This window comes from Gordonia tangerina, assembly GCF_021556435.1.
Lineage (GTDB): Bacteria > Actinomycetota > Actinomycetes > Mycobacteriales > Mycobacteriaceae > Gordonia > Gordonia tangerina.
The window spans coordinates 67,006-79,148 of the sequence record NZ_JAKGCU010000010.1 but is presented as its reverse complement, the minus strand read 5'-3'; the positions used below and the strand labels follow the sequence as shown (position 1 = coordinate 79,148).

Genomic DNA, 12,143 nt, shown 5'->3' with positions numbered 1-12,143 from the left:
GGAGCCCCCCTGCCGGAGGCGGGTTCTTGGAGCCCCCTGCCGGAGGCGGGTTATCAGAGCCCCCTGTCAGGATTGAACTGACGACCGCTCGCTTACAAGGCGAGTGCTCTACCACTGAGCTAAGGAGGCATGCGTGCGCGAGTATATCGGCCGTGCGTTGGGATGGTTGAACCCCGTCCGGCTGATCGAGGACCGTCCGGCGACGATCGACACGATCGAGCCGGGCAGCATCATGGTCTCGCCGCGCAAACCGATCGACAGGTTCGACGTCGCGGCGATCACCGAGGTGCTCGACCTCGCCACCAAGATCGGTGCGGTCCTACTGGATTCGGGCACCGCGGCGATCGACACGCAGCAGCAGATCGCCTTCGTGTGCGGTGTCTACGGACTCGAGGACGTCGACGTCGACGTGACCTACAACACCATCGTGGTCAGCGCGCGCCGCGGAGCGACGTTGCCGCCCATCACGACGATGGAGCAGGTCTACTACCGCTCGATGGACTTCACCCGGTTGGCACAGATCGACCGGCTGGTCCGTCGTATCCGCGACATGGCGATCACACCGTCGACGGCGCACCGCAAGGTAGACGAGATCATCACCGCGCCGCACCCGTATCCACACCGGATCGCGACCGGCGCTTGGGGCCTGATGGCCGCGGGTGTGTCGGTGTTGCTCGGCGGCGCCGAACTCGGCGCGCTCATCGCTTTTGTGACGACGGTCGTCATCGTGGTGATCAACCGCCGGCTCAATCGGATCGGTACCCCGGTGTTCTTCCAGCAGCTCGTCGGCGGATTCATCGCCGTGGTGCCGGCCGCCGCCGCGTTCGGTATCGCGCAGAACCTGAATCTGTCGATCGACCTGATGCCCTCGTTCGTCATCGCGGCAGGCATCGTGGTGCTGTTGTCGGGGTTGTCGCTGGTCGGTTCGGTGCAGGACGCGATCACCGGCGCCCCGATCACCGGTGTCGCGAGATTCTTCGAGTTGTTGCTGATGACCGGCGGCCTCATCGGCGGTGTCGGTATCGCGATCAGCGTCCTGGAGCATGTCGGCATCTATCTGCCGACGATCACACCGCAGACCACCTTCCCGGCCGTCGAACTGCCGGTCCGTATCTTCGCCGGCGCCCTGGCCGCGTTCGCCTTCGCGTTGGCGAGCTACGCCGAGAAGCGCGCCCTTCCGGTGGCGTTCATGGGCGGTGCGATCGGCGCCGCGGTGGTCGCGTCGGCGTCCTTCGTCGCCGCGGTCGGTGACGTGGTGGCCAACGGTGTGGCCGCTGCCCTGGTCGGACTGGTGGGTGGTCTGCTCGCCCGCCGCGCGCTGACCCCGCCGCTGGTTGTGGCGATCGCCGGCATCACGCCGCTCCTTCCGGGTCTCGCGGTCTACCGCGCGCTCTACGGTTTGCTGGGGGATCAGACCCTCGACGGCATCACCTGGATGATGAACGCCCTGGGCATCGGCGCCGCGCTTGCGGCCGGTGTCACGCTTGGTGAGTTCATCGCCCGCTCGTTGCGGCGTCCGCAGCTGCCCGTCCGTCCGGCGTGGATGGGGATGCTGCGACGCAATCGACTGCAGGGGTATCGCCGACGCCCGTGACCTTCCCGGCGTGTGACCGGCGGCCGCCCGCGGAGCAGGTAACATCGTGATGCGCACACCAACGCCGGTCGTGCACGCGCCACCGGTCACCGCCGGCGGCACACCGTTGTGAAGCCAGAGGACTGTAATGCCTGCGAAAACCACCGACATCACCGACGACGAGTTGGAGCCGGTCGCCGACGAGACGGCAAGTTCCGCACGTCGCGTCGTCGCCGCCTACGCAACCGACGCCGACGAGTGCCGGATGCTGCTGTCCATGCTGGGAATCGCGCCGGGCGAGAACGCCTGAAACGCATGGCGGGGTCCGGGGACGAGTCCAACGGCGGGACCACCGCCGACCATGAGTTCGGTGACGCGCAGTTCGTCGTCGTCGCCAACCGACTGCCCGTCGACAAGGAGGTCCTCCCCGACGGGACGGTGAACTGGAAACGCAGCCCAGGCGGTCTGGTGACCGCGTTGGAGCCGATCCTGCGGTCGCAGACCGGCGCCTGGGTGGGCTGGTCCGGTATTGCCGACTCCGACGACAACCCCGACATCGAGGGCATCGACATCCATGCGGTGCCGCTGTCCACGCAGGAGATCGCCGAGTACTACGAGGGGTTCTCCAATGCCACGCTGTGGCCGCTGTATCACGACGTTCTGGTCAAACCCGAGTATCACCGCGAGTGGTGGAACACCTACGTCGAGGTGAACCGGCGCTTCGCCGAGAAGACCGCCACCGCAGCGGCCGAAGGCGCGATCGTCTGGATTCAGGACTACCAACTGCAGCTGGTCCCCAAGATGCTGCGGATGTTGCGCCCGGACCTCAAGATCGGCTTCTTCCTACACATCCCCTTCCCGCCGGTCGAGCTGTTCATGCAGCTGCCCTGGCGCACCGAGATCGTCGAGGGTCTGCTCGGCGCCGACCTCATCGGCTTTCATCTGCCGGGCGGCGCACAGAACTTCCTGTTCCTCGCGCGTCGGCTCGCCGGCCAGGCCACCAGCAAGGGCACGGTCGGCGTCCGCTCACGGTTCGGTGTCGTGCAGGTGGGCTTCCGCACCGTTCGGGTCGGCGCCTTCCCGATCTCCATCGACTCCGGTGACCTCGACGCCAAGGCACGGTCCAAGGACATCCGCAAACGTGCCGCCGAGCTCCGCGAAGAACTCGGCAATCCGAAGACGATCATGCTCGGCGTCGATCGTCTCGACTACACCAAGGGCATCGACGTACGACTCGAGGCGCTCTCCGAATTGTTGGCCGAGCACCGGATCAAGCCCGAAGAGACCGTGATGATCCAGCTCGCGACGCCGAGCCGGGAACGTGTCGACAGCTATGTCCGGATGCGCGCCGGGATCGAACAACTCGTCGGCAACATCAACGGTGTCTACGCGACCGTCGGCCAGCCGGTGGTCCAGTATCTGCACCGGCCGGTGCCGCGCGACGAACTGATCGCCTTCTTCGTCGCGGCCGACGTGATGCTGGTGACGCCGTTGCGCGACGGGATGAACCTGGTCGCCAAGGAGTACGTGGCGTGCCGCAGCGACCTCGGTGGCGCCCTCGTGCTCAGCGAATTCACCGGGGCCGCAGCCGAGTTGCGCTCCGCCTATCAGGCCAACCCGTATGACCTCGACGGCGTCAAGGACGCGATCGAGGCTGCGGTGCAACAGTCCACCGAGGACGGCCGCAAACGCATGCGTGCGTTGCGTCGCCAGGTGCTCGCCCACGACGTCGCCACATGGGCCGAGAGTTTCCTCGGCACACTGGAGTCGGTGACCGAGACCGCCGCCGACCCCAATCGCGGGGTACATCTGGTCCAGGGTGGAACGGAATCGTCGGACAGCAACGAATGAGCGCCACGGGCATCCCCGCAGACTTGCGCGAGTCACTGACCGCCGCCGCTGCAGTACCCACGCTGTTGGTCGCCTCCGATTACGACGGATGCATGTCGCCGTTGGTGTCACGCCCGGAGGATGCGGTACCCAACCCGGCGTCGGTCGCCGCCATCGAAGCGGCCGCAGCCCTCGCCGATACGGCGGCCGCCGTGGTCTCCGGCCGGGAGCTGGCGGTGTTGGCCGACCTGTCCGGGGTGAAGGGGCCGGTGACACTCGTCGGCAGCCACGGCAGCGAGTTCGACACCGGCTTCGTCGAGGAGATCTCCGAAGCACACCGCGAGCTACTTCATCGGTTGATCGACGAACTACGTTCGATCGCAGCAGATCACCCTGGTTCGCGGGTGGAGACCAAACCGGCCAGCACCGTGCTGCATGTCCGCAATGCCGCACCGGCCGACGCCGACGCAGCGCTCGAGGCGGCGCGATCAGGCCCCGCGCGATGGCCCGGAGTGCATGTCACCGAAGGCAAAGAGGTCATCGAGCTCGCCGTCATCGAGACCAGCAAGGGCCACGCCCTCGACGTGCTCCGCGACCGGGTCGGCGCCGACGCGGTCATCTACCTCGGCGATGACGTGACCGACGAGAAGGCGTTCGCGCACCTCGATTCCGAGCGCGGCGACGTGAGTATCAAGGTCGGCGCGGGTGACACCATCGCCACCCATCGGATCGGTGACACCGACGACGTCGCAACGGTGCTCGAGTTCATCGTGGCACGGCGGCGGGAGTCGACAGGCCGATAGTGCAGTCTGGCTGCGATCGATGTCGTCGACCCGGCGAAGCATCGCCGCGTTCTGGGCTCCGTGTCCGTCCGCATCACCGCTGAGCCTGTCCGGATGGATAATCCAGTCGACCACTGCCACAGGTGATGCTCGCGGACACGTCCGAAACGGATAGGTCGCGTGGAGTGCGCCCACCGCAGTCGAGGTCAGCCCACCGCGCCCGCCCCCACCAACGGATCAACCGTGCGCGCCCGTTTCGCCGACTCGCGGATGACGCGATGGACAAAGCCGAGCTTGCGAACCACCGGCCGCGGGATCTCGAACGGGTACAGCGGACGGGCCCCCATCGCGCCGTTCACCCGATTGAACATGGTGGACAACCACTTCCAGTCGTAGAGCAACCGTTCGATCGGCTCGTCGGCGTAGGACTGCAACGGCACGATGTCACGGTCCATGGTGAACACGACTTGCGCACTGCTCAGCATCAACCCGGATTCACGCGCGGTGTCGATGGTTCCGGTGATGTGCAGGTAGTGGGCGAAACACTCCGCGAAGTCCTCCCACGGGTGCATCGTCGCGTACTCGGAGATGAAGGAGTCGCGCCAGTTGCGCGGCGGACCGTAGGTGTAATGTCGGTCGATCGCGTCGGTGTAGGAGGCCCGCTCGTCGCCGAAGAGCTCTCGGGCCTCATCAAGGTATTCCGTTGCGCCGTCGCCGGTCTCGACCAGATGGTGTTCGAAGTAATGACCCACCTCGTGCCGGAAATGACCGAGCATCGTCCGGTATGCCTCGCCGAGGTCGACGCGCAGCCGTTCGCGAAGGGCGTCGAGCGATTCGGCGAGGTCGATGGTGATGACACCGTTGGCATGTCCGATGGTCACCGGCCGGCCGGTGGTCTGGCTCGACAACAGGTCGAAGGCAAGGCCGCCGTCGGTGCGCCAGAACGGCTCCACCGGCAGGCCCAGATCGACCAGCTGATACACCAACATGCGCAGGTCGCGGGTGGTGGAGTTGAGTTTTTCCAAAGCGATCGTGTCATCCGGATCGGGTTGCCGTCGGACCAGCGAGCACGGAAAACACCGGCCCCGCAGCCCGATCGACTCCGGCCCCACTTCCGCGGGGGTGACCCAATTGCAGCCGGTGCGGGTGCGGTTGGCACAGTACACCCAGCGTCGGCCGTCGATCAGTACGCCATCCTCTGCGACGACAACCAGCGAACGACTCGGAAGGTGGACGCCGACAGCGGTTCCGCATTGAGGACACTGCCGTGGGACGAACCCCGACAACGCGTTGCAGACGGGGCACGAGAGCGCATGCACAGCGCTCAGCCTATCCCGATTCGGGCCTCTCCGGTGTCGGTCGGCAGGTCGCCGGCCACCACGGCGGTCACCTTGTAGGAGTTCAGGTTGATGGTGCCCCGATGGTTGTCGAGGAACGCCGTGTCGGCGGCGTCGCGGCCGGTGGCGATCCGCACCATGGACTGCCGCGGCGCCAGCCCGGTCGCGTCGACCACCACCCACCGTCCGTCGACCAGTGCCTCGGCGACCGCGTGGAAGTCCATCGGGTCGCAGCCCGGCGCGTACACCGCGACCAGTCTGGCCGGGATGTTCAACGCACGCAGCAGAGCCACCACCAGATGTGCATAGTCGCGGCATACCCCGGCATTGGCGAGCAAGGTGTCCGCGGCTCCGTCGATCGGGTCGCTGGCGCCCGGGATGTAGCTGAGCCGATTCTCCACGTATTCGGCCACCTGCTGCAGCAGTTCACTGGGCGGCAAGTTTATGTCGAACTGGCCGGCAGCGAACCCGAAGAACTTGTCGGCCTCAGCGTATCGACTGGGACGCAGGTAGATCGAATGGTCGGTCACCTCGACCGCGATGGGGTCGGCCGGTGCGGTGACCGATGCCGAGTAGTCCACCACCACCAAGCCTGATTCGACCTGGATGCGGTGGATGCGGGATCCGTGCTCGCCGACGATCTCCTCGGGTTCGACGGCGTCGCCGTCGATGGTCATCGACAGTTCCTCGGTGAGGTCGAGACCGGGCAGCTTCGCCACGGTGATCTGGAATTCGAGCTCCGTGGCAGCGGTGACGTACACCTCGAGGTTGGCGGAGACATCGCGCGTGGCTGTGGTCATGCCCCAACGGTAGGCGATGGCTCACCGGTGGTCGCGGCGACGGGGTCGGCATAGACAACACTGAGCGCCATCACCACGGCCGCACTCTCCTGCACGCGCAGACCGAACTGCGACGGCGAGATCTCGAGCGGGCGGGCGATGGTGGTCGCCGCATCGAACGCGGCCTGCACGGGTGCCAGACCGTGCGGGTGAGCGGCGAACGCGTCGCCGGCGACGACCACACCGTCCGGATTGAGGACGTCGCGCAGCATCGCGACCACACCACCGAGTACCTCGGCACGCTCATCGACGATCGCCGAGTCGTTCTCACCGACGCCGAGCCGTCGGGCCGCGGACTGCGCGGCACCCCGGCCGATCACATCCTGCAGGACGGGTCGCGCCGCGGAGGCGAGATGGGGTGCGACGACAGGCAGATGCGCGATGGAACCGGCGCCGCGCAGCGGCATCAACACCTTCCCGTCGACAGACATTGCCATGCCGACGGTCTCGCGGGCATAGAAGAACAGGCCGGTACCCACGATCTCCCGCGGCGAACTCAGCAACAGTTCGGCAGCCGCCATCGCCTGCACGTGCTCGCCGACCGAGACCGGGACGCCGAGAGCGGTGGCCAGCATCTGCCCCACCGGGACACGCCGCCAGCCGAGAACCGGATGGTCGATTCGTCCCGTTGCCGCATCCACGGCACCGCCGGCGGCGACACCACCCCACAGCAACCGACGCCCGCTGAACCGGTCGACGAGTTCGGCCAGCTGATCGCACAGATCACCGACAGCCGCCTCGTCGCGCGGTGTGAGGACCGCATGGCTGTACAGGGTCCGTCCGCCGAGGTCGGCGATGGCCAGCAGTGTTCGCCGTGCGCCGATGTGCATTCCGGCGACGCACAATGTGTCTCGGTCGATGGTGAGGGGATGTTTGGGTCGCCCGATACCGCCGGGGTCCACCAGATCGGGCCGGTCGACGATCAGACCGATCCGCGACAATGCGGCGACTTGACGGTTGATGGTCGCCGGTGACAATGCGGTCGCGGCGGCCAGGTGATCACGCGTCACGGGGCCGCTGACCCGGATGGCGTGCAGCACGGCCGCGGCGGGCGTGGAGCCGACCTGCAGGGCCGCGGGCACGACTCCGGTCGACGACATGCTCCAAACTTAGCAACGCAGTGCCGTCGCTAAGCTGAGGTCATGAGCAGCTCCCTCGAACACGGCACGACGGACACGGACAAAAAGATCGCGGTGGTGACCGGCGCGAGCTCGGGGATCGGCGCGGCGACCGCACGTCAGCTTGCCGAACAGGGCTATCACGTCGTCCTCGGCGCCCGACGTACCGAGCTGATCGACGAACTCGCCGCGGAGATCGGCGGCACCGGCCGTCGCCTCGACGTCACCGACGAGGATTCGGTCGCGTCCTTCGTCGACGGACTCGATACCGTCCATGTCCTGGTGAACAACGCCGGCGGCGCCAAAGGGCTCGATCCCATCGCGACCGCAGACCTCGACGACTGGCGGTGGATGTATGAGACCAACGTCCTCGGCACGCTGCGGATCACCAAGGCGCTGCTGCCCGCACTGATCGCATCGGGCGACGGCCTGATCGTGACAATCTCCTCGATCGCGGCCCTCGAGGCGTACGACAACGGCGCCGGCTACACCTCCGCGAAGCACGCACAGGGTGTGCTGCATCGCACGCTGCGCTATGAGCTGCTCGGAAAGCCGGTGCGCCTCACCGAGATCGCACCGGGCATGGTCGAAACCGAGTTCTCGCTTGTCCGGTTCGGCGGAGATCAGGACCGCGCCGATGCCGTCTACCAGGGCCTGACCCCATTGACCGCCGACGACGTGGCCGAGGTGATCGGTTTCGTCGCCTCGCGGCCGCCGCACGTGAACCTCGACCAGATCATCCTGAAACCGCGAGATCAGGCCTCGGCTCGGCGAAACATCAAGACGGGGTAGGCGCGCCCACCCGTACCCGACGAACTCAACCCGCCGGCGCCGCCGACCGCGGCGCACCGGATGGCGTTGCCGGCGCATCGATCTGGTCGGGATCACCTTGGATCGCCGACATCCCGGTCCAGGTGTCCCAGTCGAAGATCCAGTCGAAAATGTCGCCGTCGGCCTCCGACAGATCGATGCGGGTACCGGTCACCTCCACCGGGTCGCCGTAGACCGCGGTCTCGAAGTAGCGTTGCGCATTCTCCAGTGACAGATTGATGCACCCGTTCGTGACATTCGACGAACCCTGCACCCCAATGGTTTCCGGGTTGGCGTGGATGAACTCGCCGTTGTTGGAGATGCGGACGGCAAAACGTTCGCGGACGTTGAAGTACCCCGCCGCGGGATTGCTCATGTAGAAGTCCTCGTACTTCTCGGTCACCACGTGGATGCCCGAGCGGGTGACGTTGCGATCCAGGTCGCCCTCGCCATAGCTGCAGGGCAGTGTCATCAGCTCGGCACCGTCTCGCAGCACCACGATCTGATGCGACGACGCCTCGGCCTTGACGATCTGTGACCGCCCGATACCGAAGTCGCTGGTCACATCCGCCGCGCCATAGGCGCCGCCGCCGTGGTCGACGCCGTAGAGGTCGGCCGACATGTGGACCTTGGTGCCCGGCACCCAATAGTCCTTGGGCCGCCAGTGCACTCGTGACCCGTTGTCCTCGCCGAGCCAGGCCCAGGCACCCTCGGTTTGCGGTTCGGTGGTGACGCTCAGCGCCTTCTCGACGGCTTCCTTGTCATCGACCGTCGCATTGAACTTCAGGATGATCGGCGCGGCGATACCGACCTCTTGGCCGTCGCCGATGTTGACCACCACGTTGATCTGCGACTCTGGGGTCAGCGTCGTGAACGTCCCTTCGACCGGCGCGGTGACCCGGTCGCTGCCGATGGCGCTGCCCTGCCACGTGTATTCCGACCCGTACCCCAGAGGTTCGGTGATGGTGAAGGTGGTCTGGTCATCCGACATCTCCCCCTGCACCACCTTGCCGTTCGGGTTGAGTAGCTTGATGTCGGGATTGAGTTGACCGTTTTCGGCTTTCACCGAGAACGTGTCGGTGGGGTTCGGGGCGTCCGGCGAGTCGAGCGAAGGCGTGAACACGACCTGCACGGTGGGCTCGGCGGGTCCCGCGTTTTCGCTGGCGGAGTCGCCGCCCGAACACGCGGCAACCGCCGCACCGACAGCGCCGAGTCCGGCGGCGGCAAGGACGGTGCGACGAGTGACGAGAGATTTCGCAGTCATAACACCTCGAGCCTACCGAGCGAATGTCCGGAAAACCCCATCTGCCAGCTGTGATCTGGCTGAAAAACCGACGATCACCCGGGCAGGTGGGCGCGCTCACCTTCGTGGTCGAAGATCGACACGATCTCGGCCGGCCCGTCGACGGCGGCCATTCCGTGGGGCACCATGGTCGAGAACTCCGCCGCCTGGCCGGTAGGGACCGCGATCACCCGCTCCCCGAGGTGCAGCCGGATGGTCCCGGAGATGACCGTGAACCATTCGCGGCCAGGGTGAACGCCCAGGTTGTTCGGGTCCACGACGTGCTCTTCGGCAATCCGCATCTTGGCCACCGTGACCCCACCGGGAGTCTGATCCCGCGATAGCTTCCACACGGTCATTCCGGCTGTCCGGTGCGACTCTGGACGGATCACCACGTCCTCGTCGTTGGACGGCTCGACCAGCTGATCCAGGGTGGTACCCAGGGCGCGCGCGATCGGTACCAATTGGTCGAGTGCCACGCGGCGGTGCCCGGTCTCGATGCGACTCAGCGTCGACGGACTCAGGAAGCAACGCGCGGCCAGCGAGTCCAAGGTCCACCCCTTGGCGACCCGCAGCCCACGAATCCGCTGACGCACCACCGCATCAATTTCTTGCTCCATGCGCAAGACTGTATGCCAATCCAGCATTCCCTCGCTACCGTCGACGGTATGCCTCAGTCCGCACAGCCACCGCATGCCGGGCATCATCCCGGTCACGACGCACACCGACACCATGGCCATCACCACAGCGCCCACGACGCGCACGTGCACGATCCGGCCACCGCCGACGCGATGGTCGAAGGCATGGCCGAGGTACTCGACCTCGACGCGGCGGCCTCCGGCGGATTCGTCGACGATCTCGCCGAACGCATCGCCGACCTGATCGCCGCGCCACGCTCCGTCGTCGACCTCGGGTCGGGCACCGGAGGGCTCACCGCGCGCCTCGCGGCCCTCTTCCCGTCGGCACAGGTCACCGCGCTCGACAATGCGCCGGACATGCTCGACCGCGTCCGCGACGCGGCCCGGGCCGCCGGTGTCGGCGATCGTGTCCGGACGCAGGTCGCCGATCTCGACACCGCACTGCCGGGCGATCTTGCCGACCTCGACGTGGTGTGGTCGTCGTCGGCCATGCACCACTTCGCCGCGCCGGCGGACCTACTCGGCAATGTCCACGCCGCAGTCCGGCCCGGCGGCCTGCTGATCGTGGTGGAGCTCGACGGCCTTCCCGCTTTCCTCCCGCCCGACACACCCGATGGACAGCTGGAGCGTCGCCTGCACACGATCATGACCGAGCGCGGGGCCAACGCCCACCCCGACTGGTCGCCGGTGATCGTCGGCGCCGGCTTCGACCTGCTCGAGACCCACGCCATCACGAATGCACCGGCACCGCCGGATCTCACGAGTCGCTATGCGCACGCCTGGATCTCGCGGATGGCGCACGGCCTGGCCGAGGAACTGTCCGACACCGACCGGTCCCGGCTCGATGACCTGCTCGCCCCCGCCGGACCATCGTCGCTGGGCACGCGCGAGGACCTCACTGTCAGCACCCGCCGCACCGCATGGATCGCCCGGCGGCCCGAACACAACCAGGAGAAACCATGAGCAGCAAGAGTTTCGACGTCGCGATCGTCGGCGGCGGCCCCGCCGGGCTGAGCGCGGCCACCACCCTGGCGCGGTCCCTGCGCTCGGTCCTCGTCGTCGACGGCGGCCAACCCCGCAACGCCCCAGCCGACGGCGCCCACAACGTCCTCGGCCAGGAGAACATCTCACCGACCGAACTTCTGGACCGCGGGCGGGCCGAGGCGCGCAGCTACGGAGCGGATTTCGTCTCCGATGAGGTGATCGACGCTGCGCGTGGCGACAACGGCACGTTCACCCTGACCCTCGCCGGCGGCGACACGGTCGACGCACGGCGCGTGCTGCTGGCCACCGGTCTCGTCGACGAGCTACCCGAGGTACCCGGAGTGCCCGAACTCTGGGGCTCCACGGTGCTGCACTGTCCGTTCTGCCATGGATGGGAGGTACGCGGTCAGCGGATAGGCATCCTGGGCACCGGGCCGATGGCCGTCCACCAGACGTTGCTGTTCCGCCAACTGAGCGACGATGTCACGTTGTTCACCCACACCATGGGCGAGATCGAACCCGCCGAGCGCGAACAGCTCTCGGCACTCGACGTCGCCATCATCGATCAGACGGTGGACCATCTCGACATCGCCGACGGCACGCTGGCGGCCGTCGCACTGACCGACGGCGACCGTATCGAACGGGACGCACTGGTGGTCGCGCCGAAGTTCGTGGTCCGATCCGCGCTCTACTTCAGCCTGGGGGGAACGCTCACCGATCACCCGATGGGGCAGTATGTGGCGGCCGATCCGATGGGCGCCACCGACATCCCCGGTGTGTGGGCCGCCGGTAACGTCACCAACCTTGCCGCCACGGTCGCGGTGTCGATGGGTGCGGGCGTAACCGCAGCCGGCGCGCTGCACATGGATCTCATCACCGAGGACACACGCCGCGCGGTCCAGGCCCGACGCTCACGCGCCCTCGCAGATGCCCACGAAGCTGTCTGACCG

12 protein-coding genes and 1 tRNA gene are annotated in these 12,143 nt (G+C 67.0%); 7 read left to right on the top strand and 6 right to left on the bottom strand.

Features of this window, described 5'->3' with window-relative positions:
* Window positions 1-57 precede the first annotated feature (57 nt).
* A tRNA-Thr gene (locus L1892_RS12790) sits at window positions 58-129 on the bottom strand.
* Window positions 130-133: 4 nt separating this feature from the next.
* Here L1892_RS12790 and L1892_RS12785 point away from each other — a divergent pair.
* The 4 genes from L1892_RS12785 to otsB all read left to right on the top strand — a co-directional run bounded on the left by L1892_RS12785 (window position 134) and on the right by otsB (window position 4,206).
* On the top strand, window positions 134-1,594 hold the full coding sequence (locus tag L1892_RS12785) for a threonine/serine exporter family protein (protein ID WP_235723977.1): 1,461 nt from the start codon (window positions 134-136) through the stop codon (window positions 1,592-1,594).
* A 127-nt stretch (window positions 1,595-1,721) separates the two neighbouring features.
* Window positions 1,722-1,883, top strand: coding sequence for a hypothetical protein (locus tag L1892_RS12780; RefSeq protein WP_006330670.1), 162 nt, complete (start codon window positions 1,722-1,724; stop codon window positions 1,881-1,883).
* 5 nt (window positions 1,884-1,888) lie between these two features.
* Window positions 1,889-3,424, top strand: coding sequence for an alpha,alpha-trehalose-phosphate synthase (UDP-forming) (locus L1892_RS12775; RefSeq protein ID WP_235723976.1), 1,536 nt, complete (start codon window positions 1,889-1,891; stop codon window positions 3,422-3,424).
* Window positions 3,421-4,206, top strand: a complete 786-nt coding sequence (gene otsB, locus L1892_RS12770; RefSeq protein ID WP_235723975.1) for a trehalose-phosphatase — start codon at window positions 3,421-3,423, stop codon at window positions 4,204-4,206. Before L1892_RS12775 ends, otsB begins: the two co-directional genes overlap by 4 nt.
* A 185-nt stretch (window positions 4,207-4,391) precedes the next feature.
* Here the strand turns inward: otsB and L1892_RS12765 are convergent, their stop codons facing one another.
* The 3 genes from L1892_RS12765 to L1892_RS12755 are packed head-to-tail and all read right to left on the bottom strand — an operon-like array spanning window position 4,392 to window position 7,461.
* Complete coding sequence (locus L1892_RS12765) at window positions 4,392-5,504, bottom strand: zinc-binding metallopeptidase family protein (RefSeq protein ID WP_235723974.1); 1,113 nt, start codon at window positions 5,502-5,504, stop codon at window positions 4,392-4,394.
* A gap of 5 nt (window positions 5,505-5,509) precedes the next feature.
* The gene (locus tag L1892_RS12760) at window positions 5,510-6,322 is read right to left on the bottom strand and encodes a transglutaminase-like domain-containing protein (RefSeq protein WP_235723973.1); all 813 of its coding nucleotides are present in this window, start codon (window positions 6,320-6,322) and stop codon (window positions 5,510-5,512) included.
* Window positions 6,319-7,461, bottom strand: a complete 1,143-nt coding sequence (locus L1892_RS12755; RefSeq protein ID WP_235723972.1) for an ROK family transcriptional regulator — start codon at window positions 7,459-7,461, stop codon at window positions 6,319-6,321. Before L1892_RS12755 ends, L1892_RS12760 begins: the two co-directional genes overlap by 4 nt.
* Window positions 7,462-7,503: 42 nt before the next feature.
* Here L1892_RS12755 and L1892_RS12750 point away from each other — a divergent pair, with 42 nt between their 5' ends.
* The gene (locus L1892_RS12750; RefSeq protein WP_235723971.1) at window positions 7,504-8,271 is read left to right on the top strand and encodes an SDR family NAD(P)-dependent oxidoreductase; all 768 of its coding nucleotides are present in this window, start codon (window positions 7,504-7,506) and stop codon (window positions 8,269-8,271) included.
* A gap of 25 nt (window positions 8,272-8,296) precedes the next feature.
* Here L1892_RS12750 and L1892_RS12745 read toward each other — a convergent pair whose 3' ends face one another.
* Together L1892_RS12745 and L1892_RS12740 are read right to left on the bottom strand one after the other, a co-directional pair.
* Window positions 8,297-9,553, bottom strand: a complete 1,257-nt coding sequence (locus L1892_RS12745) for a L,D-transpeptidase (protein ID WP_235723970.1) — start codon at window positions 9,551-9,553, stop codon at window positions 8,297-8,299.
* A gap of 74 nt (window positions 9,554-9,627) precedes the next feature.
* Window positions 9,628-10,191: a helix-turn-helix domain-containing protein gene (locus L1892_RS12740; RefSeq protein ID WP_235723969.1), complete on the bottom strand. Its 564-nt coding sequence runs from the start codon at window positions 10,189-10,191 to the stop codon at window positions 9,628-9,630.
* 48 nt (window positions 10,192-10,239) lie between these two features.
* On the opposite strand from L1892_RS12740, the gene L1892_RS12735 reads away from it, so the two are divergent.
* Both L1892_RS12735 and L1892_RS12730 read left to right on the top strand, forming a co-directional pair.
* On the top strand, window positions 10,240-11,172 hold the full coding sequence (locus tag L1892_RS12735) for a class I SAM-dependent methyltransferase (RefSeq protein ID WP_235723968.1): 933 nt from the start codon (window positions 10,240-10,242) through the stop codon (window positions 11,170-11,172).
* Window positions 11,169-12,140, top strand: coding sequence for an NAD(P)/FAD-dependent oxidoreductase (locus tag L1892_RS12730; RefSeq protein WP_235723967.1), 972 nt, complete (start codon window positions 11,169-11,171; stop codon window positions 12,138-12,140). The genes L1892_RS12735 and L1892_RS12730 overlap by 4 nt, the downstream gene beginning before the upstream one ends.
* Window positions 12,141-12,143: the final 3 nt, after the last annotated feature.